Here is a 22,729-nt window from a genome sequence, read left to right as displayed (position 1 = left end):
TCCTTCGCGGGGAGGGAGGCTACCGAGGATCCGTTGTGCTCATCGGAGACCTCCGGAATCCGCGCCCCTTCATGTGGTTCGCTCCGCCGTGGTGTCCTCGGAGTGGCCCGGCCGGTCGTGGCTCGGCCCTTCGGGGGCGCCCCGTGCGCCCGCCACGGACCCCCGTCCCCCGTCCCGGCCGCCCCCTCACCCGAACGGAGCAGTCCCGTGCCCGCCGCGCGCGGCACCCTGCGAAGGTGAGGTCATGGCCTCCAAGCACAAGTCCTCGACGAGCGGTCCGTCCCGCGCCGGTTCCGCGGGGAGCCGGCTGCGGGAGATGGCGACGACGGGACGGGTCGTCCTGCTGGTCGTCGCCGTGCTGGCGATCGTCTTCGTCTTCGAGAACACCCGGCACGTCACGATCCGGATCATCGGCCCCGAGGTCTCGGCGCCGCTGTGGCTGGCGCTCGCCGCGATGCTGGTGATCGGCTGGCTGCTGGGGCGGTTCGTGACCGTACGCCGCCGGTGACGGCGTGACCCCGCCGCGCGGACGCCGTCGCGGCAACACGCGTCGGGCCCCCGCCTCTTGCGAGACGAGGGCCCGAATTCCTGTGCGCCACCAGGGACTCGAACCCCGGACCTGCTGATTAAGAGTCAGCCGCTCTAACCAACTGAGCTAGCGGCGCGGGAAGAAAATTATCAGATCTTCCGGCCGAAGCAAACGCGGCCCGGATCCGCTCACGCTCCGTGCCGATCCATGTGTCGTGGGTCGTCAGGGGCCGTTCAGCCCGAGGGTGACACCAGCCCCGCCTCGTAAGCGGTGATGACCAACTGCACCCGGTCCCGGGCCCCCAGCTTCGTGAGCAGCCGCGACACATGCGACTTGGCGGTGGCCACGGTGATGAAGAGGTCCTGTGCGATCTCGGTGGTCGACCGGCCGCGCCCGACCAGGGTCAGCACCTCCCGTTCGCGCCCGGTTATGCCCTCGACCGCGGCCTCGACCGCCGCCGGGGGACGCCTCGACGCGACGGGCGCGGAGCGGTCCGCGGCGAAGTCGGCGATCAGGCGGCGCGTCACGCCCGGCGCGAGCAGCGCGTCGCCCGCCGCGACCACGCGGACCGCCGCGAGGATGTCGTCCAGCGCCATGTCCTTGACGGTGAATCCGCTCGCGCCGGCCCGGAGCGCGCCGTAGACGTGCTCGTCCTCGTCGAAGGTGGTCAGCACGAGGACGCGGGCCGTCGTCGGGCCGGACGTGATCCGCCGGGTGGCCTCGATCCCGTCCATGCCGGGCATCCGGATGTCCATCACGACGATGTCGGGGCGGAGTTCACCGGTGAGCCGGATGGCCTCAAGGCCGTCGGCGGCCTCGCCGACGACCTCCAACACCAGCTCCTCCTCCCCGTACCTCACGGTCACCCGACACCGCCCGGTCCCCGCGTGCCGCACCACGTTCGTCAGCGCCTCCTGCACGATCCGGTAGGCGGACAGGTCGATGTCCCCGGGCAGCGAGCGCTGTTCGCCCTCCCGGCGCAGGTCGACGCGGACGCCCGCGTCCGCCGTCGACGCCGCCAGCCGTTCGAGGTCCGCGAGCCCCGGTGCGGGGCGAGCGGCGGCCGTTCCGCGGCATCTGCGCCGTCCCCCCGTCCCGCGCCGTCCCCCCGTCCCGCGCCGGCCCGCCGTCCGGTCGCCAGCAGTGTCGGCGCCCTCACCGTCGTGAGCGAGTACAGCACCGGCCTGATCCGCGCGACCACCGTGGCCGTCCCCGCCCGCGGTGCGGTCGTCCTGGCGAAGGCCGTGGTCACCGCCGCGCTGTGGACGGTGGTCGGGGTGATCGCCGCCACCGGTTCCTTCCTGGCGTCCCAGGCCGTCCTGAACGAGCGCCACGCCGGCGTCCCCCTCACCCACCCCGGCGTCTTCCGGGCGCTGGCCGCCACCGCCCTGCTGGCCCCGGTCTGCGCCCTGGTCGGCCTGGGCCTCGGCGTCCTGCTCCGGCACTCCGCCGCGACCATGGTGACCAGTGTCTTCCTGCTGCTGATGCTGCCCCCGATGTTCTCGGAGCGCGTCCGCTGGGCGGCGGACGTGAGACATGCGCTGGTCTCGTCCGCCTGGTCGCGCCTGGTCCAGAACTGGGAACCCGGCCCCGGATCCCTCGCCTACTCGGCGACGGTCCCCGGTTCCTGGGCCGTGTACGTGCTCTGGCCGCTGACCACGGTGGCGCTGGCCGTCCTCGCCGTCCGGCGGCGGGACGTGTGAGCGTGATGTGTGAACATACGGAACGTCAGTCCTCGTCCGCGCTCGACAGCGCGTCGGTGATCAGCCGAGTGGCGAAGTCCGGGTCCTCGGTGAGCCGGTTGATGTGATCCGCGAGGAGGAAGGCGGTGACCTCCAGCGGGTTCATCTCGGCCTCGGTCCAGAACCCGTACTGCTTGCGCCACAGGCTGGGACTCAGATCGGCCCCCGCGGCGATGATCAGTGCCGCCATCGTCGGAATCGCCTCGGGGCGGACGCTCCTGGGCATCATGCGCATCGTGCCCACGACGTTGGGCACCACATACGCCAGGACGTCCTTGTCATGCGCCGCGTACGCCTCCCGCAGCCACTTCATGAACATGAAGATGAGCGTGCACGCGCCGTCCAGCACGTCATTGGCCCCCTCGGAGTCGAGGGAGTCCGTGAACCGGGCCATCAGTTCCCGTTGTTCGGGGTCCGTCCGGCTCTTGCCCGCCTGGACGGTCTTGAGCCGGGAGTCGATCAACATCAGCGCCGCGCCCACATCGCCGGCGGGAGCGTACTGGGGGTCGCAGGTGGACGACACGGGGGTTCCTCCTCACTCGACCGCGGCGGGTGACGCGGCGTGCCCGTAGGGTAGTGCGCCGCCGCCCCACGGGTCCGCCGAACCCCCTGTTGCACCACGGCTGTTCGGGTCGGGCAGACTGTGGCCCGAACACCTGCTCAACGAAAGGCTCCCCGATGGTCGCGAGCGTCGCCGTCCTGTCCGACATCCACGGCGTCCTGCCGGCCCTGGAGGCCGTCCTGGCCGAGCCCGACGTCATCACGGCCGACCTGATCGCCGTCACCGGCGACCACGCGGCCGGCCCGCAACCCCGCGAGGTGCTGGACCGGCTGCGCGCCCTCGGCGACCGGGCCCTCCTGATCCGCGGCAACGCCGATCGCGAACTCGCGGCACTGGCACGGGGCGAACTCCCGCCCGACCAGGCCTGGGAGGTGGACCTGTGGGCCGCCCGGCGGCTACGGGACGAGGACGTGGAACTCCTCGCGCACCTGCCCCACCCGGTGACCAGGGAAGTCGACGGCTTCGACGGCAGGGTCGTCTTCTGCCACGGCACCCCGCGCGACGACGCCGAGGTCGTCCTCGTCGACACCCGCCTCGACCGCTGGGCCGAGGTCTTCGCCGACGTGCCCGACGACGTACGGACCGTGGTGTGCGGCCACACCCACATGCCGTACGCACGCCTCGTCGACGGGCGCCTCGTCGTCAACTCCGGCAGCGTCGGCATGCCGTACGGCCGCCCGGGCGCGTCCTGGGCCCTGCTCCGCGACGGCCAGGTGCAGCTGCGGCACACCCCGTTCGACGTGGACGCCGCCGTGGCCCGCGTGGCGGCGGAGTCGGCCTTCCCCGCCGCCAGGACCTGGGCGGACCACTACGTCCGGGCGAGGACGACGGACGCGGAGGCGCTCCGCGCGTTCGGCCCCCGGGACGGCAGGACCGCTCCCGCACTTCCGGGTACGGCCGCGTGTTAAACGCGTGGAGACGACGGGCATTTGGGCGCTAGGGTCCGGGTCTGTCGGCGCACGGGTCAGTGGCCCGGCCGGCCGGTCACGAGAGGAGCGTTTGGTGGAGGGATTCGATCCCCGGACGAGTTTCGGATACGAGGTTTCCCAGCGCTACGACGACGAACCGCGCGGTGACGAGGCCGAGACCGTCGCGTTCCTGGCGGGGCTGGCGGGGGGGGCCGGGACGCCCTCGAACTCGCGGTGGGCACCGGCCGGATCGCGCTGCCCCTCCTGCGGGCGGGCGTACGGGTGGACGGGATCGAGCTGTCGCCCGACATGGTCGACCGGATGCGCGAGAAGCCGGACGGCGACCGGATCGACGTCACCATGGGCGACATGTCCCGCGTCACCACCGGCCGCGACTACGGTCTGGTCTACCTCGTCTTCAATACGATCGGCAATCTGCTGACCCAGGAAGACCAGGTCAGGTGCTTCCGGAACGCCGCCGCGCACCTCACCGACGACGGTGTGTTCGTCGTCGAGTGCCGCATTCCCACGGCGCCTTCACGCCCCGGTCACCAGTACCTCGACACGGAGCGGGTCGGCCTGGACTACGTCGATCTGGACGCCGGCCGGTACGACCCGCTGACCCAGATCCTCGACGTGAACCACATCCGCATCAGCGGTCAGGGCATCAGGCTGTCCCCGATCCGGCTGCGGCTGGCCCACCCGCCCGAGTTCGACCTCATGGCCCGCCTCGCCGGACTCCGGCTGCGCGACCGCTGGGGCGGGTGGAACGGCGAGCCGTTCACCGCGGCGAGCTGGCGCCACGTGAGCGTGTACGAACGCGCGGACGGCGCCGCGTAAGGCGCGCCTGGCTCCGCGCCTGCTCCTCGCCGGCGGCCGCCCGTCGGCTCCCCGTTCTCCGGAACCGCCGAAGCCCCGACGGGACTTGGCGCATGCCCCTCAACCGCCCCGCCCCGACCGCGACGGCGCGCCGTCATGCCGAACCGGGCAGACGCCGCGACTCGGCATGACTGCTCTGCCCCGACCCCGGCCCTTCGCGGCCGGAAGCGCACGCCGGACAGCCCCCTGCGTACCAGGAGGATCCCCCTACCCCACCCCCCGGAACTCCCAGGCCCGGTCCGGGCCCCCCGCCCCCAGCGGCCGGAGGACGACGTGGCCCGCCCACGCCGGCTCCGGAGCCACGTCGACGGCGAGCTCCGCGCCCAGGGGGCGCCCGGCGGAGCCGTCCGCGTCGTCCGGGACGACGAGATGGAAGAGAAGGCCCGCTGCCGACCCGACGCGGGCCGGCCGCAGCGCCCAGGACCGGTGCCGCGCCCCCGCCCCCACCTGCTTTCCCGGCTCGGGCTCCCCGTGGAAGCCGAGCAGCGTCCCGCTCCGCACGTTGCGGACGGTGCGCGTCCCGTCGTCGAGCTCCTCCAGGATCCACTCCTGTTCGCCCGGGCCGGCGGTCCGCGGCATGAGCAGCGTGGGCGTTCCGGGTTCGGCGGAGCCGTCGCGGAGGGTGAGGAACCGGCCGCCGGGCCGGGCGATCGTGTAGACGCCGTTCGGTACCAGAGCCAAGGCCGACTCCCTTTCTGACGCGCGGCGCCCGCGACGGGCGCCTCGGACTTCCGGGCGGAGCCATACGTCCCCGGTCCCCGCGTCCCGTACCGGGGTGAGGCCCCCGCGTCACCCCTCGGGCGCACGACCGCCTCACCCGGGGGAGGGCGCGCCGCCAGCGGGCGGCTCAGTCGCGTCCCGGCGGCGGCCGACCGGGCGGCCCGGTCGCGGCTCGGGCGGGGCTCGGGCGCCGGCTCAGGGGGCGGCACAGTCGCGGCTCGGGCGTCGGCTCAGGGGTGGCTCGGAAGGCGGTTCGGTGATGCGCCGCCGGGGTTCCGGAGGCGCTCCGGCGGCGTCCGGCGGGGCCCCGGCGACGACTCGGGCGCGGTGCGGCAGACGGCCCAGGGCACAACCCGGCAACTCGGAGCACCGCCCGGAGCACCGTTCGGAGCACCGCCCGGAGCGCGGCTCATCCGGCGTCGGACGCGTACGGATTCGCCTCCCGCCCCTCTGTGCTCAGCAGCACCACCGTCGACTCCGGCCCGATCCCCAGCGCGTCCCGCCGTGCGACCGCGTCCGGCCCCGACAGCGCCGTCCGCAGGCCCGCCAGGGACGCGGCGCCGCAGGGTCCGGACGGGACGCCGGACCCGTCCAGGTCGGCCATCGCCCGGGCGGCGCCGGCCTCGCTGACGGCGACGGCGGCGTCCAGGCCGTCCCGGAGGAAGGGCCAGGCGAGGGCGGACGGCGTTCCGCAGTTCAGGCCCGCCATGGCGGTCTCGCCGGTGGTGACGGTCACCGGCTCGCCGCGCGTGAGGCTCGCCAGGAGGCTCGCCGCCGCCTCCGGTTCGACGGCCAGCAGCGCCGGGCCCGGTCGCCCGCCGGCCGGGGGGCGGCCGCGGTAGTGGGTGACGGCGGCCTGGGCCAGCGAGCCGACGCCGACGGGGACGGTCACCAGCCCGGGAGCCCCCGCGCCGGCCGCCGCCAACTGCTCGTCGATCTCGGCGAACAGCGTGGAGTAGCCCTCCACGATCCAGCCGGGGATCCGTTCGTAGCCCGGCCAGGCCGTGTCCTGGACGAGGACGGCGTCCGCCGCGCGTGCCGCCTCGGCCGCCTGCCGCACGGCCTCGTCGTACGGTCCCGCCACCGGGACCACTTCGGCGCCCTCGCCCTCGATGGCCGCGACGGCGGCGGGGTGGACGCCCGACGGGACGAAGACGCGGGTGTGCAGTCCGTTGTCGCGGGCCGCCCGGGCGAGTGCGCGGCCGTGGTTGCCGTCGGTGGCGGTCACCAGGGTGACCGCGGCCGCGTCCCGTCCCTCCGCCGCCCGCTCGGCGAGGATGCGGTGCACCGCCCAGAACGCGCCCAGCGCCTTGAAGGCGGGCAGCCCCAGCCGGGACGACTCGTCCTTGACGAAGATCCGTCCCACGCCCAGTTCGGCGGCGAGCCGGGGCAGTTCGGTCAGGGGCGTGGGCGCGTATCCGGGCAGCGCGGCGTGGAACTCCCGCACTCCGGCGGGGCCGGGCGCACAGGTCCAGGACCGGGCGGCCGGACGGGCGAACCAGGCGGGGGAGAGGAGGGCGGGAGAGGCGGGAGAGGCGGGCGAGGAAGGAGCAGTGGTCATGGCAGCAGCCTGCGGCCCGCCCCACACTCCGGTCCAGCGCATGATTCCGACCTATATTCATCGGGAAAACCGAACGGTCAGCCCATCCCCAGAGGGGAACACCCGTGTTCGACCTCCACCGCCTCCGCCTCCTCCGTGAGCTCAAACACCGCGGCACCCTCGCCGCCGTCGCCGCGGCCCTCTCCTACAGCCCCTCCACGGTCTCCCAGCAACTCTCGCAACTGGAAGCGGAGGCAGGGGTGAGGCTCCTGGAGCCGGTGGGACGACGGGTGCGGCTGACGCATCAGGCGGAGATCCTCGTCGCCCACACCGAGGCGGTCCTCGAACGCCTGGAGCGCGCCCAGGCGGACATCGCCGACTCCCTGGCCGACGTCGCCGGCACCCTCCGCGTCGCCGCCTTCCAGACGGCCGCGCTCACGCTCGTTCCCCCCGCCCTGACGCTGCTCCGCGCGGCCCACCCCCGGCTGCGGCCGCACGTCACCGAGAGCGAACCGGAAGACGCGCTTCCTGCTTTGCTGGCACGGGACTTCGACCTGGTCGTCACCGAGGAGTACCCCGGCGGCGCGATCCCCCTCCCGGCCGAACTGGACCAGGAGCCCCTCCTCGCCGACACCCTCCGCCTCGCAGCCCCTCACCCGGCCCACTCGGCCGACTCGGCTCGCCCGGGCCCCTCAGCTCACCCGGGCCCCTCCGTCAACCCGGCGGACGGCGGCCCTCCGACCACCCTCCGCTCCCTCGCCGGCCACCCCTGGGTGATGGAACCGGAAGGCACCGCCGCCCACCGCTGGGCCGTGTCCCTCTGCCGGGACGCCGGCTTCGAACCCGACGTCCGCTTCGAGTCGAGCGACCTCCTCCTCCACCTCCGCCTCGTCGAGGAAGGCCATGCCGCCGCCTTCCTCCCCGACCTCATCTGGAACGGCCGTCACCCGACCGTCCCCCTCCACCCCCTCCCGCACGCCCGTCACACCCGCCGCATTTCCACCGTCGTCCGCCGCGGCCGTGCCCGGCACCCCGCGATCACCGCCTGCCGCGCGGCCCTCCGCCGGGCGGCGGAGGACCTGGCGAGGCCGAAGGGATGAGGCCGGCGGGCTGGGACCGGTGAGCTGAGACCGGTGGGGGTGAGACCGGTGGGGTGAGACGGGCCGCGGATGCGATGTTCGACGGGGTCTGTTCCCCTGGGAGGGGGCCCTGGTGGCCGGTTCATGGCCGGGCCGGCTTCATGGCTGAGGGGCTCATTGCCGAGCGGTTCGTCGCCGAGCTGTTGTTCACGGTCGAGGCGTTGGCCCACGGCCGAGTCGCGCGGCGGCGAGGCGGCCCGATGGGGAGGTGGCCTGATGGGGAGGTGGTCGGATGAGCGGCGGCGTTGGGCGTATGCGCCGGTTCACGCGTGATCCGCACGGGTTCCTCGAAGACCTGGCCCGCCGGAGCGACGCGGCGGTGTTCCCGCTGCCGTGGGGCGGCTGGTGCGTGCGCGACACCGAGCCGGCCCTCCGCGTGCTCAACGACCCCGTCTTCAACACCGGCCGCTCGCCTTTCTTCGGTGACCTTCTCCCGACCCGGTCGGCCCAGATCGCCGTGGGCCGCGAGGTCCGCGAGGCGCTGCGCGCGTACGAACCGGCCTTCCGTACGGGCATGGAGAACGCCGTGGCCCGGCTGGCCGCCGCCAGCCCGTGGCCCGTCACCGGCCCCGACCTGGTCTTCCGCGGCACGGCGGATCTGCTGCTGCACCCGGACGCCGCGCCTCCGCTGCGGCGGCTGATGCACCGGGCCGTGCACGGCGGGGTCCTCGTCCGACAGCCCCGTGTACGGCAGCGGGCGCGGGCGGAGGTGCTGCGTGCCAGGCTGGTCAGGGCGTTGCACGCCCACGTACGCGAGCGGCGGCGGCAGACCGTTCCCCGACGCCCGCGCGATCTCCTCGACACGGTCCTGCTCGCCTGCCTCGACGGCCTCGGCGACCGGGCGGTGGCCGACCTGTACCGGGTGATCCACCAGTCCGTCGTGCGCAACGTCGGGTACGCGCTGGCCTGGTCGCTGCTGCTGGCGTCTCTCTACGGCCCGGCCTGCCTCCACGGACCGGGAGGCGCGTCCCGGCCCTGGCCGTGGCCGACGGACTCGCTCGTGCGCGAGGCCGCCCGCTACCGCCCGATGGTGTGGATGGTCGCGCGCCGCGTCCCGTACCCGCAGGAGATCGGCGGCGTCCGCTTCCCCGCCGGAACGGCCCTGTCCGTGAGCCCGTACCTGCTCCACCACGACGAGCGCCGCTGGACCGAGCCCAGGGTCTTCGACCCCGAGCGGTGGTCACGGCCGGACGGCTGCGGACCCTATCTGCCGTTCGGCGCGGGCCCGTTCACGTGTGCGGCCGCGGGGGTCGCGCACAGCATGGTCGCCACGGCGCTGGACTGTCTCGGCGCGGGGGCTCGCCTGAGCGTCCCGGCGAGCGCGACGTACCCGGTGGTGACGGACGCCGCCGTGCCGCGGCCCTTCGTCCTGCACCGTGCCACCACGGCGTCCTGAATCGGGAGGACCACCACGGCGTCCTGAATCGGAAGGAAAAGGGCGAGAGGGAAGGGAAAGGAGGTGAACGGCCATGATCGCAGCCATCCGGCGCGTCTTCAGGAGCAAGCCGACGCAACGTTGGATCTGGTAGGCGTCGTCGACAGAACACGAGGTGGTCCGGTGCGTCGGCTCGCTCCTGAAGACGCGCCGGGCCATCCCCTGCGACGACGGCACTCAGCCGCCTCACCGCAGGCCGGCCCCCCGGTGCGTGTCGGCTCCCCGATACGCCCCGGCTTCCCGATACGCCCCGGCTTCCAGGTCCGCCAGTTCGCGTGACGTCACCGCAGGGGACACCCGGACGAGCGTGTCGGCGAAGTGCCGGGAACAGAACCGCTCCAGACCCCCCTGCCCACCGACCCAGGCGCGCATCTCCGCCTCCCCCTCCGGGAGTTCGTCCAGCAGCCGGCCGAAGACGCGCGCGTGGTACGCGACCGCCGCGCCGCCGAACCGGCAGACGGTCCACCGCCGGTCGGCCAGCTCCGCGACGTGCGCCCGGAGCACGCTCGTCGCGTCGTGGCAGAAGACGACGTCGTCCTCGAAGACCAGCACGTGCCGCAGCCCCCGCTGCCGCGCCTCGGCGACGGCCGCCCGGTGCGCGAGGGCGTGCCCGGCCGCCGGTTCGCCGGGGACGACGGGCGCCGGGAGGCGGCGTACGCGCCCGGCGATGCCCAGCCGCCGGAAGCGGCGGTGGGCGGCCACCCAGCGGTGCACGTCGGCGTCGGCGTTGACGCACACCAGCGCGTCGAACTCGTCCAGCGGGTGCCCGCGTTCGGCGGCGTGCTCGGCCACCCAGCCGTCGACGACGTCACCGCACGCCTCGCGGTAGTGGTCGACGACGGGCTCGACGGCCAGGCCCGCCTCCTCCCACGCGAGGAGGTGATCGCGGCAGCGGTCGGCGGTCTCCACGGGAACGGCCGTGCCGGGCGGCCGGGCGGACCGCCGCGTCCAGCCCAGGAACGGCAGGCACAGCGCCCGCGCCCCCGCCGCCCGGAACCGCTTGTGCAGCGACCCCACTTCCGCCCCCGCCCCCCGCAGCCGGGGATTGAGCCCCGGCCAGACGTCCGTACGGCAGGCGAACAGCCCGAGATCCTGCATGCCGATCTCGAACGGCGGCGCCGCCGGATCCGTCCCGCGCGGATCGCACCCCGGCGTGCCGAACGACGCGCCGTCGAACACCGGGTCGAGGTGGGTCCGTACGTCGTGCAGATCGTCCCCGAGCAGCGGCCCGTGCAGCAGGTCGGGGGAGTGCGGGTGCTCGTCCGCGTAGGCGAGGAGGCCGGCGAGGGCACCCGGCGCGAGCAGGACGCCCGGGTCCACCGCGAGCACCCACTCCGTCCGGGCCTCGCGGACGACGAGATCCCGCAGTGCGCTGCCGCGCAGGTGCCCGGCGGGTACGCGGCGCAGGCCCGGGACGGTGTCCGCCAGTGCCCGCAGCCCCGCGCCGCCCGGACCGTCCGGATCGCCGTCCACGACGAGCAGGTCGACGCGTTCGGCGGCCTCGGAGTGGTGGAGGCGGAGGGAGAGGAGCGTGAAGTACGCGCCGTCGCAGTCGTCGTGGACGGCTGTGCCGACGGTCAGACGCGCGGGTGTCGCGGCGGTCATGAGCCGGTCTCCCCGCTCACCGGGGACCGGAGTGGAGCCGGCCGTGGAAGGCGAACCGGCTGTCGAGCAGCTTCGCCGACGGCGAGGCGACCGGACGCACCTGGTACCAGGCGTCGGACGGGAAGAAGACGAGCGAGTCGTGGTCCGGCTGCACGTCCCGGAACGACTCCGCGATGCCCGGGTGCCCCTCGCGGACGGTCGTGTCGTAGATCCGCGTCTGGCCGCCGGTGAACCCGCGTGGCCTGCGGTGCAGGTGGTAGATGAACGAGATGCGGTGCGGATTACCCGGGTCCGGGCCCGGGGCCGGGCCAGGGTCCGAGCCCGGCCCCGGGCCCGCGCTGTCGCGTACGGGCGGGTCCTGCCGCCGTGCGTCGGGCGGCAGTTCGTTGTGCATCGTGAACCCGAACGACACCCGGGGATCCACCACCGGCACCCCCAGCATCGTCATCACCATCGGCGCCAGCCGCGTCACCACGGCGGTGAGCGACGGGAACCGGGCGGCCTGGTCCGCGCACCGCCACGTCGGCGGAACCATCACGTCCGCCCCCGCGCCCCGCCCCCTCACCTCGTCCATCAGCGCGTGGCACCCCTCCTCCAGCAGCCGGTCGGCCGCCGCCGCGCCCAGGACGTCGTCGAACCGGCAGATCTGCGTCGCCAGCGTCACCGCCGTCGAGGCGGTCCGTCGCGGCGTGCTCCCGGGCTCCGCCTCGGTCACGCTCTCGGCCGCGCCCAGGTTCTCGTTCGCGCCCAGGTTCTCGGCCACGTCCACGCTCTCGGTCATCCCCGCACCTCCGCATGTTTGCGGCAGGGGTACCACGGGGCGTACAGGACGAAACGGGCGCCCGGCCGTGCCATCCGGGCGGGCGAACGCGGCAGGGGCTCCTGTTGGAGGAAGGGGTGCGATGCCCGTTCGTCTCATCAAAGACTGATCATCACGCTGGCTCTGCTAACCTTCCGGAAGCCGTGCTGGACATCAAGGAGGTGGTACCCGTGAACGTATCGACGTGGGTGCTCTCCTCCGGAGTCACGGTCGGGCGATAGGTCGTCGCCCGGGAGCGCCGTTCCGTGCACTCCCGAAAGGCACGACCGTGCATTTCACTTCTGAACGACGCCTCGACGACGGCCTCCTTGAGCGCGAGTTCACCCTCGGCGAGATCCCCGGCATCCTGTGGACGCCCGCATCCGCATCGGCATCCGCACCGGTGCCGCTGATCCTGCTCGGCCCCCCTCCCCTCGGACTGCGCAAGGCGTACCCCCGGCTGGTGGCCCGGGCCAGGCACTCCGCGGTGGACGGCTTCGCCACGGCCACCATCGAACTGCCCGGAAGCGGCGACCGGCCCCGTTGGCCCGCCGCCGAACAGGCCCGCGCCGCCATGCGCCGGGCCGTGGAGGCCGGCGAGCCGGTCGGTGACGACGTCATCGACGCCGTCATCCTCCCCCTGGTCGACCGGGCGGTCCCGGAATGGCGAACCACCCTGGACGCCCTCTTGTCACTGCCCGAAGTCAGCGGCCCTGTCGGCTACTCGGGGGGAGTGATCTCCATCGGGACCCGGCTGGCGGTGGTCGAGCCGCGTATCTCGGCCGCTGTTCTGTTCGCCGGGAGCTTCGTCCCTCGGGCCATCTTCGAGGAGGCCCGCCACGTCACCATTCCTCTGCACGTCCTGCTGCAGTGGGACGACGAAGGCAACGACCGGCAGGCGGCCCTGGACCTCTTCGACGCGTTCGGCTCCGAGGAGAAGACGCTGCACGCCAATATGGGCGGACATACCGGCGTCCCGCGGTTCGCGGGGGACGAAGCGGCCCGGTTCTTCGCCCGGCACCTGCGCTAGCCGCGGCCCGGCCCCTCCGTGACGGCGGCGGCCGGCAGCGGCACGACCGCCCCGACCGCGACGGGACCGGCCATCGTCGGTTTGCCGTCACGGTCGGGGCGGCGCTCGGTCCCAGCAGCGGGGAGGGGCCTGTCCCGCACGCGGTGCGGGCGACGACCCACGGCAGGCCAAGCTCCGGCTAGTACAAGGCAGTTGGCGAGCCAAGGTGCGGCGCGGCCCTCGACCCATAACCCCTATGGGGTTATGGTGGGGGGTATGCCAAAGGTCAACGTCTATCTGCCCGATGATCTGGCCGAGGCGGTCAAGAGGACCGGCGTCCCGGTGTCGGCGGTGTGCCAACGGGCTCTGGAGCAGGCCGTACGCCGGGTGACCGCCGTCCGGGAGGTGATCCTGGCCGATGCCGGCGACGCACCGGCCGGGGCGCTGGCGCACTTCACCGCGCGGGCGCGCACCGTGCTCGGACTGGCGGTGGAACGGGCACGGGACGCCGGCGCCCCGAGGACGGCCACCCACCACCTGCTGGGCGCGATGCTGGACGAGGGCACCAACCTGGCCGTGCACGTGCTGCGCGCGATGGAGATCGAGCCGGAACGGGTCGGAGGGGAACTGGCCCGCCGCCGGCCCGGACGGCAGGTGACCGCCCTGCCCGACGGCGATCCGCGACGGCCCGACGGACCCGCGGCCGCCGCCCTGGAACTGGCGGTCAACGAGGCGGCCGCCCTCGGCCACAACTACATCGGCTGCGAACACCTGTTGCTCGGCCTCGCCGCCGAACCCGACGGCATCGCCGGACAGGTACTGCGGGCGCTGGGAGCCGATCCCAAGCTCGTCCGCCGAGCCGTCACCGCCGCGCTCGCGGGCTACGTCCACCAGCGGGCCGAAGACGGGCAGGGCCGGCCGGGAAAGCCCGCCGACGCGGAGGACGGACTCGGCGCGACCGTGCGTGCCGAGCTCGAACCGCTGCACCGGCGCATCGCACGCCTGGAAGAGCATCTGGGCCTCGCCCCCGAAGCGTGATCACCGAGGGTGGCGGGCCCTCCCGACGGCTGTCCTCATCCTCCTGACGTTGGGAAGTGTGTGATGGAACCTGTGCCGAACGCCCTCGACGGTCTCGCGCTCGACCCCATCGGAACCCTGGCCGCCGACCCGCGGGCGACGGCCGAACGGCTTGCGGCACTGCCGTCGGTCGTCGGCGTGCAGGTCGCGGGTGTCACCGGCGGCACGGTGAACGTGGGGGCGGCGGGCCTGGCCGACGCGGAGACCGGCGAGCCGATGACCACCGGCACCAGGTTCCGGGTCGGCTCCATCACCAAGCTGCTCACGGCCGACCTGGTGATGCGCTGTGTCCTCGACGGCCTGGTCGGTCTGGACGACCCCCTGGCCCGGTTCGTCCCCGGGCCCTGGGACGGCGTCCTCGTCCGTCATCTGCTGTCGCACTCCTCGGGGTTGGACGCCGGCGACATCTTCGTCGACACCGGGAACGACGACGACGCCATCGCGCGCTACGTGGAGGTACTGCGCGGCGCGGGCTCGCTGTTCCCGCCGGGCGCGGCCTTCTCCTACTGCAACGGCGGTGTCGTCCTCGCGGGCCGGCTGGTCGAGGTCCTGCTGGGGCGGACGTGGCGGGAGGCGCTCCACGAGAAGGTCCTCGACGCGGCGAGCATGCGCGAGACGGGCTTCGTCACCGGCGTGGACGCCGAACACGACCGGGGCACCGTCCGCGGTCATGTGGTCCGCGGCGGCGACGGCGAACCGGCCGTGCTGCCCCGGCGGATCGACCACCCGATGTGCACGCGCGGCCTCGACCCGGCCGGCGGCACCCTGGTGTCCACCGCGGCCGACCTCGGCCGCTTCACCCTGGCGCAGATGCGCAGACCCGGCACGGAGGTCATGCGCACGCTGCACATACCGGCCCCCGGGGGCGTGGCGACCATGCTCGGGGCCGGATTCGGCTGGATGATCTGGGCCAACGCCGTTCAGTCCAGCGTGCGCGTCGGCGGCGCCAACCCCGGCCAGTCCGGCCTGATCGCCGCCGACCCCGCCACCCGGACCGCCGTCGTCGTGCTCACCAACTCCGATCAGGGGATCGACGCCGTCACCGCGCTGCTCGACCGGCCCGGGCCGCCACCCGGTCCGGGGCCGGGTCCCGGCCCGGTGCATGTGTCCCGTTACGCGGGCCGGTACGTCTCACAAGCGGCCGTTGTCGATATCACGCCGACCGGGGACGGTCTGCTCGCCCGTATCGAGGGCCACCCTGCCCTTCCGCTCGCTCCGCGCGACCGCCGGACCTTCGACTCGCCCGGCGGGCCGGTGGCGTTCCTCGGCTTCGACGACCAGGGCACGCCGGACAGCCTGCGCTTCCGGATGCGTGTCATGCGTCGGGACGACAGCACGTGACCCCGTGACGGGACGGACCCGGCCCTCCCGCACCCAGGGTTTGTCAGGGCCCGCCGCCCGGTACTCCCGGGCCGGCCACCACACAGCCGCGTAGTCCGGGAAGCGGCGCACCCCGCACGCCGTGCAGACGAGCGCCGGCCCGGACTCCGTCCAGCCGGCCGCCGGATGGCGGCAGTTGGTGGCCGGCGTCATCTCCCTCACGCGTGCGCCGCCCTCTGGTGGCGGCCCATCTCGACGGTCAGCGCGACGGCCGTCGTACGGTCGCCCGCCCGCCACGCCGCGTAGTACGCGGCCTTGATGCGCGCGCACTCGGCACACCGCGCGCCGTACGCCTGCCCGGCCCCGGCGGGGCGGGCGGGCGCCGTCATCGCTTCCCTCCGTAGCGCGCCCGGGCCGCCTCCGGCAGCGACCGGATGCTCTCCGGCATCGCGTGCCACTCGATCCCGCCCCCCGGCGGCCGGAGTTGGTACAGCGACCACCGGTGGTCCATGACCTCGCCGACGCGTTTCCGGGCGGCGTCCCACACGAGTTCGCCGATCAGGGGTGCGTAGATTTCGCGAGCTTGTTCGGGGGTACAGGCCATGGGGGGAAACCTCTCGGTGTTCACTGTCCGTGCCTCTAGAGTCGCCTTGCGCTCGTGCGTGGAACAAGCGCACGCGCTGGACCAGGGCTGGTGTCCCACGGAGCGGCGGGGGTCAGTGTGACCGCAGGAACGGGCAAGGGTCGGGACGGCGAATCGCAGACGCCTCTGGAGCACTTCGGCGAGGAAGTGCGGCTGGAGCGGGAGCGGTTGGGGATCGACCGGGAGGATCTGGGGAAAGAGGCGTTCTGCGGGTATTCGCTCGTCGCGAAGATCGAAGCGGGGAAGCGGGTGCCTTCGCCGGAGTTCGGTGAGGCTTGTGATCGGCTGTTCCCGGACAGCCATGGGCGCTTCTCGCGCCTCGCGGCCTTCGTACTCAAGTGCGCTTTTCCGCAGTCGTTCCGCAAGTACGTCGAGTTGGAGGAAATCGCCACTGTCATCCGACGGTTCAACTGTTACCTCGTGCCCGGTCTGGTGCAGACCGAGGACTATGCACGCGCTGTCATGGCGACTGGTTACGCGCGAAATCAAGAGGACTTGGTCACGGCCCGAATGGCGCGTCAACGCATCCTGGAGCGCGCGCACCCACCGCGATTGTGGGTCATCGTGGACGAAGCAGCCCTGCGACGTGTCTACGGCGGGCCTGAGGTGATGAGGGGACAGCTGGAGCGTTTGCTGACCCTGGCAGACACCGTTCCGCACGTTGTCCAGGTATACCCGCAGAGTGCGGACCACTTCCACGGCGTCGTATCGCCGTTCGGCCTCCTGTCCTTCGACGAGGGCGCCGACGTGGCGCACGTCGAAGGATTGCTGGGCGGGCGCCTGACGGCTGAACCGCATGACGTTGCCGTGGCGCAGGAAGCGTTCTCGATGCTCACGGCCAAGGCGCTGTCGCCCCTTGATTCGTCCCGGCTGATCGAGTCGGTCCTAAAGGAGTGCTACCAGTGAAATCGAACGTCCGAATACCCGAGTCGTCCTGGAGAAAATCGAGTTACAGCAACAACGACGGCACGGAATGCGTCGAGGTAGCGCGCCGCCATGACGGCGCCATCCCCGTCCGCGACAGCAAACGCCCCCAAGGGGCGCACCTCACCCTCCCGGCCCCCGCCTGGGCCACCTTCGTCGACGCCCTCAAGGAGCGGACGCTGGGCGGGTGAGAACCCGCTGCGGTACCGCCGGCTGCCAGGCGGGGCTTTAGAGGCTGCGCGGATAGGCGGAGTAGGCATCCCGGCAGCAAGGCAGGCACAGGTCTAGTCGTCCGCAGCGTTCGCCAGAAAGTTCCGGTTGACGTGATCAGGTGATCAAGTGCTGCTCTGGCGGCGGCCAGGCTGTCTATTGCGGACGAAAGGCGATTTCGCTCCTGATTCATTGCGGTCAAAGCTTCCCGGGCTCTGTTCATGGTGGGCTCCGTCACGCAGGGGACCATCTGAGCGATGGTTCTGCTGGACATTCCGGCGGCCAGGAAGCTCTGAATCAGCGCCACCTGCTGGACGTGATCATCGTCGTAGCACCGCTGGCCGCTGGGGGACCGTGTGCTGACCAGCAGGCCCTGCTGCTCACCCGGTCTCCGCGAGGCCCTTGTGGGCCTGGGCGAAGTGGTTCTCCCGGGCCCTGCCCGGCCGCACCCATGACCTGACCGCGGCCCGCGCCCACGGCATCATCGAAGCCTGCCTGACCAGGGAGATCCTCGTCCTGGCCGACCGCTCCTACCAGGGCGCCGGCGCGACCGTGCGCACCCCGTACTACGGACACCGCGAACTCCCGGACCACTACCAGCGGTTCAACCGCGTCCACGCCAGACTGCGAGCCCCCGGCGAACGTGCCTTCGCCCGCCTGAAAACCTGGCGCATCCTCCGACGGGCCCGATGCTCCACCAACCGCATCAGTCGCATCGTGGCCGCCGTCCACACCCTCCTGAACTGCAACTACTCAGGATGAAAGACGTTCAGTGACGGCCTTGAAACAACTGCCGGTCGGAATGTCGAGCAGCGATGGTAACCGTTGCTTACACAGCTCGCCCGACAGCCCGGCTGCCCGGCGCGGGTCTCACGATCGAGGCGTCATCCGTAGGGCCTACCCACCGCGCGTACGCCGCCAAAAGGATGCATTCTGAGGGATAAGGAACTGCTCGTTCGACGATCCGCAAAGGTGGCCGGTAATGGTATACAGCAAACACACCCCCTACTACATGCTCGTTCCCGCCGTTCAGGGCGACAAGGAAGACAACACGCTTTCCATAACCGCGAAGGGCGAAGTCGGCCTGCAGCAAGTGGCGGCCCGCCCGCACCAGATATGGCGCATGGACAAGATCACCAAGGGGACAGGCGACTTCATCATTCGCTCAATGGCCCCTGCGGTGAAGGAGCACCCGTTTACCCGGAATCCGGCGAGCGAGGGCGCCCCCATCGTGCTCACCAGTCGGGACCATGCCACCAGGTGGGACTACAAGAAATTGAAGGACACCGATGAGGACATGAGATTCTTTTGGGTGCAGAACAGGGATAATCTCTTTTACGCAAAACTCTGGTACTGGAACTACGATGCATTCAGGAACAGGTGTTTCAGTCGCAAAGTAGAAAACGCGGAACACATCAAGAGGTCGGCGTCCTACCTTTTGGTGCCGACTCTTCCGCTGCCGGTCATCACCAAGGCCGACTGTTCGGTCGGAACGTTCGGTGACTTGGAGAGAATTTGGTACCGCGAAGTGAGGCTCAAGCCGCCTCCGCGTGATTCCGAGTTCGCCCTTCCGCAGGGAACGGAGGTGATCATAACCATGCCGAAGGAGTATCAGATCGGCTGGTTCTGGAACAATGGAAAAGTTTTGAAGAAAGGCATGGGGTGGACCCGGCCAGGCTTCGGCGACAGGACGCCCCTCTATCACAAAGACTTCTGGGACGGCACCGAGTTCTGGTCAAAAAATGGTGGCAAAAGCGTAAAAGACGTGAACAACAAGGTGGCACCCGCCAGGGATCATAGAATCCATACGATTCAGTATTGGTACGAGGGTATATCCAGTCCACCTGTCGTGATCGACTTCAACAACCACCAGGGTCTTGGCTGCAAGGCGACGATCGAGAACAACGGAATCGCCTACTGGTGAACGGACGGCAACCGTGTTTCACAGGTGTCCATGATCGCCGGACCGGTGAACGGTAAAGGTGAACGCGGTGCCCTCATCGCGATTGCCCGTGCCTGTCCCTGCTTCCTCGATCAGCCCAGGTCAGAGGGCGCCTGCACGGCTTTCAACGTCCCAGGAGAGACCGGAGAGTTCCGGCATCCGGGCTCCGACCGAGGCGGCGCCCGGCGTTCTCAGATGGCCTCGACACCGCACCGCCCGCACGCCGTCCCCGGCGAGCCGGTGGCGGCTCCGTGGGGGGGCTCGCGCCCCGGTCCCTTCCCCGCAGGCCCGGCACCTGAGTGTGCGCGTCCTGCCGGGCGTGCGGTTCCAGCGGATCACTGAACGTCTTTCATCCTGAGTAGTTGTAGTTCAGGAGGGTGTGGACGGCGGCCACGATGCGACTGATGCGGTTGGTGGAGCATCGGGCCCGTCGGAGGGTGCGCCAGGTTTCGTTCGCCGGGGGATCGCGGTCTGGCGTGTACGCGGTTGAACCGCTGGTAGTGGTCCGGGAGTTCGCGGTGTCCGTAGTACGGGGTGCGCACGGTTGCGCCGGCGCCCTGGTAGGAGCGGTCGGCCAGGACGAGGATCTCCCTGGTCAGGCAGGCTTCGATGATGCCATGGGCGCGGGCCGCGGTCAGGTCGTGGGTGCGGCCGGGCAGGGCCCGGGAGAACCACTTCGCCCAGGCCCACAAGGGCCTCGCGGAGACCGGGTGCCCAGGCGAGGGGCGGCAGGGGTGTTCCCCTGCCGCCGTCTCGTCAGGTGGGGCTAACCGGCCGATGCGGCGGCCGGTGTCCGGGGGGCCCGGATCAGGGCGGAGAGCGGGTTGCCCTTCTTGGCGTCCGTCGGCGCGGCCGCGCCCTTGAGTGTCGCCGGAGGCCGCGGTGCGATCACGCAGTTGGACTTGCCGGACTCGGCTTCGCCGTTGACGGCGGTGACACAGAATTCGTAGTTCCAGACGCCGGGGAACAGGAAGGCGATGCCCCGGCTGGTCTCGGTGGTGACGTACTCGTCGGCCTTGGACGGGCTGCCGTCGTTGATGTTGCGGACCCAGACGCGGTAGCCGGCGGCCTGGGCGGACCCGGACCAGGTCAGCTGCACGGTGGTGGCGTCGGTGGAGGTGACCTCCAATCCGCTGGGGGCCGGTGGTGTCCCGGCGCCGACGGTGACGGAACGGGCGACGCCCGGCATGCCGCCGCCGGCGGCGTTCCAGGTGACCACTGCGACGAGGTAGTGGTGGCCCTCGTGCAAACCGTTGATGTGCGCCGACGTCCCCCTGACCGCGGTGCTGTTGATGAACGCTCCGGGGGTGTCCCTGTCCCAGGTGATGATCTCGTACCGGTCGATCGTGTCGGTGTACGGGCCGGTCGGCGCGTCCCAGGACACGTCCACGCCGGTGGCGGTGGCGCGGGTGACAATCCCCTTGGGCGCCGCGGCGGTCTTCGGGTGCGCGGTGGCGCTGAGCGTCTCGGACCACCCCGACTTCCCGTCATCGGCGTTGTCGGTGCGGACCTGGTATTCCCATTCCCAGCCGTCGAGGGTCCAGGTGGTGTCGAAGCGGGCCGCTCTGACCGGCGTCTCGTTCCAGGTGCCGGAGCCCTTGATCCGGTGCCGGACGGTGTAACCGCGGGCACCGTAGACCGGTTTCCATTTCAGAGTGATGCCGCTCGGTCCAGAGTCGATCCAGATCGTGCCCGGCGCGAGCGCCGGCCGTTCGGGGATGTCCTTGGGGAAGCTGACCAGTTCTCTGCCGAGGCCGTAGCTGTCGTGCAAGGTGCGTACGAATGCCTGGGCGATTTGGTATTCGCCCAGGGCGTTGGGGTGCAGCCCGTCGTAACCGGCATGGCAGACGTCCCTGTCGCAGCTGTAGTTGCGGGCCCAGTCGACCAGGGCCACGGGGGACTTGACGGTACTCCACTTCGGGATCGCGTCCGCGAGCATTCCGTTGTACTTCGTGGTGTTGACGGGCAGGTCGTCGCGGCCGCCGATGAACTTCCGCTGCGGAACGTTGGCCAGGGCGAATTTGAGGTCCGGTTTGACGGCGCGGGCCTGCTCGACCAGCGTCCGCATACTGTCCAGCGTGCCTTCCGGGCCGCTGACGAACCAGCCCATGTCGTTGAACCCGAGCCCCACCAGCAGCAGGTCGGGCTGGTACTTCGCCACCTGTTCGGCGATCAGCTTCTTGTCCTGCGCCGCCTGCCGGCCCCAGACCGCGAAGTGGTCGGTGTCGAAGTCCGGCGCGACCCCGGCCGCGTACCCGCCCGAGGTGACGGGAGTGCTGTCGGCCGGTGGCGGGGCTTCCCCCTGAAGGGGCGGCGCGGACGGAGGCTTGGGGGCCTCCTGCGGCCGGGTCCCCTCGTACGGGCCGACGAAATCGACGTCGATGCGCTCCTTCTTGAACCATTCCCACAGGCGGTAGCGCCAGGTCCAGTCACCTTCATAGCCCTGGGACATCGAATCGCCCACCACCATGACCTTCAGCGGCACCTTGGACTGGCCGACACCGCGGGAAAGCCTTTGCAGGGACTCGTACAGGTTCGGCCCCATACCCTTGAGGCGGTCGGCCATGAACCCGAGGGGATTGCCCAGGTTCCCCAGCGTCGTCGCCCAGCTCCGCAGGCTCGTCTGAGCATTCGCTATCACGGAGGTGGTGCCCGAGGCAGCCCATTTCAGCAACTGGCCGCCGAGGCCGCCGCTGACGCCGCCCCACATCGCGACGGCCAGCGCCTCCGCCCACACGTCGGCGTCGCCGAGCGAACGGTTGTCGAAATAGGCGTTCATCAGCTCACCGACGAGTGCGCCCATCGCCCCGCTCACCGCCCCGCACACCGGAGCCGCCGCCGGAGCCCCCACGTTGAACGCGAGCAGGCACGCGGCTCCGGAGACGATGGTGACGGCGAGAGCGACACCACTGGCTATCCACTTCTGCCAAGCGTTCGCCGTGGTACCGACCTTGTCCTTGGCGACCACGAACACGAGGCTGTTGTCGACGGAGACCACGCGCCCGTCGAGGCCGGCGGTGCTCCAGTCCTTGGGGGGATAGATCCCCACGCTGTGCTGCTGGAGCCGCTTGGCCAGCGACTCGCCCACGGTCATGCCCGCGTCCTGGTCGGCGCGTATCGAGCCCGTCCAGTCCGACTTGACCTGGTCCAACTGATCCTGTTGCTCGGGGGGAACGTGGAAATCAAGGGCGATGATCAGGTCGCCATCGTCCTTTCCCAGCTTCCCGAGCATCCCGGCATCGCGGGCACAGCCCATACGGAGCGTCACGGGCGCGTTCTGTTCGACGGTGAAGGACGTGGCGTGTGCGCCGCACGCCTCACCGGGTCCCTTGGTGGGCCCCTCCGCCATGGCGGGTTCCGCGGATCCGGTCATCAGCAACGCCATCGCCAAGGCGAACGCAAGGAGGCAAGTGCCGCGCAGGCGTCTGTGGCGTCTGCGCCCGCCGGGACGTGTTCTCGCTATTTCTGCACCGGGCATGCTGCCCACCACTCCTCAACAGCGAAGGACCCCCGGACGCGAAGTCCCGTGCCGGGGCGGTGTTTCGGGCACTTCACACCGTCTGAGGGGCGAAGGGCACCAATGGGGTGATCATGGCGTACCCGCAGAGTGCCTACAAGGGGTGAATTGTCGCCTTGGCTGGTGGTTGAGGTGAGGTGCCGAGGGTTCGCCGAGGGTTTGCCGGGACTTCGGGCGGGAGATCCCGTGCCGGTAGAGGTCGATCCGGAAAGCGGCCGGCGGTCTTGGC

Annotated in this window: 21 protein-coding genes, 1 tRNA gene and 4 pseudogenes; 13 read left to right on the top strand and 13 right to left on the bottom strand. The window is 71.4% G+C overall.

The genetic code is table 11. The features are described 5' to 3' along the window. The first annotated feature begins 244 nt into the window (after window positions 1-244). Complete coding sequence (locus K7I03_RS05650) at window positions 245-508, top strand: DUF1049 domain-containing protein (RefSeq protein ID WP_185943498.1); 264 nt, start codon at window positions 245-247, stop codon at window positions 506-508. Between the two features lie 83 nt (window positions 509-591). Here K7I03_RS05650 and K7I03_RS05645 read toward each other — a convergent pair. Together K7I03_RS05645 and K7I03_RS05640 are read right to left on the bottom strand one after the other, a co-directional pair. Continuing rightward, a tRNA-Lys gene (locus tag K7I03_RS05645) sits at window positions 592-665 on the bottom strand. Window positions 666-762: 97 nt separating this feature from the next. Next, window positions 763-1,389, bottom strand: a complete 627-nt coding sequence (locus tag K7I03_RS05640; RefSeq protein ID WP_224346904.1) for a response regulator — start codon at window positions 1,387-1,389, stop codon at window positions 763-765. Window positions 1,390-1,692: 303 nt separating this feature from the next. Between K7I03_RS05640 and K7I03_RS05635 the strand changes: the two genes are divergently transcribed. Next, window positions 1,693-2,232 (top strand): hypothetical protein, encoded by a 540-nt coding sequence (locus K7I03_RS05635; protein WP_185943497.1) that lies wholly within the window; start codon window positions 1,693-1,695, stop codon window positions 2,230-2,232. A gap of 25 nt (window positions 2,233-2,257) precedes the next feature. On the opposite strand, the gene K7I03_RS05630 is transcribed toward K7I03_RS05635, so the two are convergent. After that, window positions 2,258-2,794 (bottom strand): hypothetical protein, encoded by a 537-nt coding sequence (locus K7I03_RS05630; protein WP_185943496.1) that lies wholly within the window; start codon window positions 2,792-2,794, stop codon window positions 2,258-2,260. A 155-nt stretch (window positions 2,795-2,949) separates the two neighbouring features. Between K7I03_RS05630 and K7I03_RS05625 the strand changes: the two genes are divergently transcribed. Together K7I03_RS05625 and K7I03_RS05620 are read left to right on the top strand one after the other, a co-directional pair. Next, on the top strand, window positions 2,950-3,741 hold the full coding sequence (locus K7I03_RS05625; protein ID WP_185943495.1) for a metallophosphoesterase family protein: 792 nt from the start codon (window positions 2,950-2,952) through the stop codon (window positions 3,739-3,741). 234 nt (window positions 3,742-3,975) lie between these two features. Continuing rightward, window positions 3,976-4,581, top strand: a complete 606-nt coding sequence (locus K7I03_RS05620; protein ID WP_224346903.1) for a methyltransferase domain-containing protein — start codon at window positions 3,976-3,978, stop codon at window positions 4,579-4,581. Between the two features lie 246 nt (window positions 4,582-4,827). On the opposite strand, the gene K7I03_RS05615 is transcribed toward K7I03_RS05620, so the two are convergent. Together K7I03_RS05615 and K7I03_RS05610 are read right to left on the bottom strand one after the other, a co-directional pair. After that, window positions 4,828-5,301: an RICIN domain-containing protein gene (locus K7I03_RS05615; protein ID WP_185943494.1), complete on the bottom strand. Its 474-nt coding sequence runs from the start codon at window positions 5,299-5,301 to the stop codon at window positions 4,828-4,830. A 448-nt stretch (window positions 5,302-5,749) separates the two neighbouring features. Continuing rightward, window positions 5,750-6,901, bottom strand: coding sequence for a diaminopropionate ammonia-lyase (locus K7I03_RS05610; protein WP_185943493.1), 1,152 nt, complete (start codon window positions 6,899-6,901; stop codon window positions 5,750-5,752). Between the two features lie 104 nt (window positions 6,902-7,005). Here K7I03_RS05610 and K7I03_RS05605 point away from each other — a divergent pair, with 104 nt between their 5' ends. Both K7I03_RS05605 and K7I03_RS05600 read left to right on the top strand, forming a co-directional pair. Next, window positions 7,006-7,980 (top strand): LysR family transcriptional regulator, encoded by a 975-nt coding sequence (locus K7I03_RS05605; protein ID WP_185943492.1) that lies wholly within the window; start codon window positions 7,006-7,008, stop codon window positions 7,978-7,980. Window positions 7,981-8,251: 271 nt separating this feature from the next. Next, window positions 8,252-9,415: a cytochrome P450 gene (locus K7I03_RS05600; protein ID WP_224346902.1), complete on the top strand. Its 1,164-nt coding sequence runs from the start codon at window positions 8,252-8,254 to the stop codon at window positions 9,413-9,415. Between the two features lie 225 nt (window positions 9,416-9,640). Here the strand turns inward: K7I03_RS05600 and K7I03_RS05595 are convergent, their stop codons facing one another. Together K7I03_RS05595 and K7I03_RS05590 are read right to left on the bottom strand one after the other, a co-directional pair. After that, window positions 9,641-11,059, bottom strand: coding sequence for a glycosyltransferase family 25 protein (locus K7I03_RS05595; protein WP_185943491.1), 1,419 nt, complete (start codon window positions 11,057-11,059; stop codon window positions 9,641-9,643). Window positions 11,060-11,075: 16 nt separating this feature from the next. Next, a complete protein-coding gene (locus K7I03_RS05590) occupies window positions 11,076-11,840 on the bottom strand; it encodes a 2OG-Fe(II) oxygenase (RefSeq protein ID WP_185943490.1) in 765 nt (254 codons plus the stop codon). 307 nt (window positions 11,841-12,147) lie between these two features. On the opposite strand from K7I03_RS05590, the gene K7I03_RS05585 reads away from it, so the two are divergent. The 3 genes from K7I03_RS05585 to K7I03_RS05575 all read left to right on the top strand — a co-directional run bounded on the left by K7I03_RS05585 (window position 12,148) and on the right by K7I03_RS05575 (window position 15,285). Then, entirely contained in the window at window positions 12,148-12,888 is a 741-nt protein-coding gene (locus K7I03_RS05585; RefSeq protein ID WP_185943489.1) for a dienelactone hydrolase family protein, read from the top strand. A gap of 255 nt (window positions 12,889-13,143) precedes the next feature. Then, window positions 13,144-13,905 carry a Clp protease N-terminal domain-containing protein gene (locus K7I03_RS05580; RefSeq protein WP_185943488.1) on the top strand — a complete coding sequence of 254 codons (762 nt, stop codon included), beginning with the start codon at window positions 13,144-13,146 and terminating at the stop codon, window positions 13,903-13,905. Between the two features lie 63 nt (window positions 13,906-13,968). Further along, a complete protein-coding gene (locus tag K7I03_RS05575) occupies window positions 13,969-15,285 on the top strand; it encodes a serine hydrolase domain-containing protein (protein WP_185943487.1) in 1,317 nt (438 codons plus the stop codon). Between the two features lie 84 nt (window positions 15,286-15,369). Here K7I03_RS05575 and K7I03_RS34235 read toward each other — a convergent pair. The 3 genes and pseudogenes from K7I03_RS34235 to K7I03_RS05560 all read right to left on the bottom strand — a co-directional run. Then, a pseudogene (locus tag K7I03_RS34235) lies at window positions 15,370-15,477 on the bottom strand (DUF6255 family natural product biosynthesis protein); the annotation flags it as partial. A 5-nt stretch (window positions 15,478-15,482) separates the two neighbouring features. Then, window positions 15,483-15,653 carry a hypothetical protein gene (locus tag K7I03_RS05565; RefSeq protein ID WP_185943486.1) on the bottom strand — a complete coding sequence of 57 codons (171 nt, stop codon included), beginning with the start codon at window positions 15,651-15,653 and terminating at the stop codon, window positions 15,483-15,485. Then, window positions 15,650-15,868, bottom strand: a complete 219-nt coding sequence (locus K7I03_RS05560) for a hypothetical protein (RefSeq protein WP_152263559.1) — start codon at window positions 15,866-15,868, stop codon at window positions 15,650-15,652. Before K7I03_RS05560 ends, K7I03_RS05565 begins: the two co-directional genes overlap by 4 nt. A 117-nt stretch (window positions 15,869-15,985) precedes the next feature. Between K7I03_RS05560 and K7I03_RS05555 the strand changes: the two genes are divergently transcribed. Both K7I03_RS05555 and K7I03_RS05550 read left to right on the top strand, forming a co-directional pair. Then, window positions 15,986-16,813: a helix-turn-helix domain-containing protein gene (locus K7I03_RS05555; RefSeq protein ID WP_185943485.1), complete on the top strand. Its 828-nt coding sequence runs from the start codon at window positions 15,986-15,988 to the stop codon at window positions 16,811-16,813. After that, entirely contained in the window at window positions 16,810-17,022 is a 213-nt protein-coding gene (locus K7I03_RS05550) for a DUF397 domain-containing protein (RefSeq protein ID WP_224346901.1), read from the top strand. Before K7I03_RS05555 ends, K7I03_RS05550 begins: the two co-directional genes overlap by 4 nt. A gap of 323 nt (window positions 17,023-17,345) precedes the next feature. Here the strand turns inward: K7I03_RS05550 and K7I03_RS33745 are convergent. After that, window positions 17,346-17,408, bottom strand: a pseudogene (locus K7I03_RS33745) (MerR family transcriptional regulator); the annotation flags it as partial. A 53-nt stretch (window positions 17,409-17,461) separates the two neighbouring features. Between K7I03_RS33745 and K7I03_RS05540 the strand changes: the two are divergent. After that, window positions 17,462-17,803: pseudogene (locus K7I03_RS05540) on the top strand (transposase family protein); the annotation flags it as partial. 220 nt (window positions 17,804-18,023) lie between these two features. Next, on the top strand, window positions 18,024-18,965 hold the full coding sequence (locus K7I03_RS05535) for a hypothetical protein (RefSeq protein WP_185943484.1): 942 nt from the start codon (window positions 18,024-18,026) through the stop codon (window positions 18,963-18,965). Between the two features lie 367 nt (window positions 18,966-19,332). Here K7I03_RS05535 and K7I03_RS05530 read toward each other — a convergent pair. Both K7I03_RS05530 and K7I03_RS05525 read right to left on the bottom strand, forming a co-directional pair. Beyond that, window positions 19,333-19,657 (bottom strand): annotated as a pseudogene (locus tag K7I03_RS05530) (transposase family protein); the annotation flags it as partial. Between the two features lie 92 nt (window positions 19,658-19,749). Continuing rightward, window positions 19,750-22,356 carry a fibronectin type III domain-containing protein gene (locus tag K7I03_RS05525; RefSeq protein ID WP_185943483.1) on the bottom strand — a complete coding sequence of 869 codons (2,607 nt, stop codon included), beginning with the start codon at window positions 22,354-22,356 and terminating at the stop codon, window positions 19,750-19,752. Window positions 22,357-22,729 lie beyond the last annotated feature (373 nt).

This window comes from Streptomyces mobaraensis (genome assembly GCF_020099395.1).
Lineage (GTDB): Bacteria > Actinomycetota > Actinomycetes > Streptomycetales > Streptomycetaceae > Streptomyces.
Note: the sequence above shows the minus strand (reverse complement) of the source record. Positions and strands in the feature narration are given on the sequence as shown.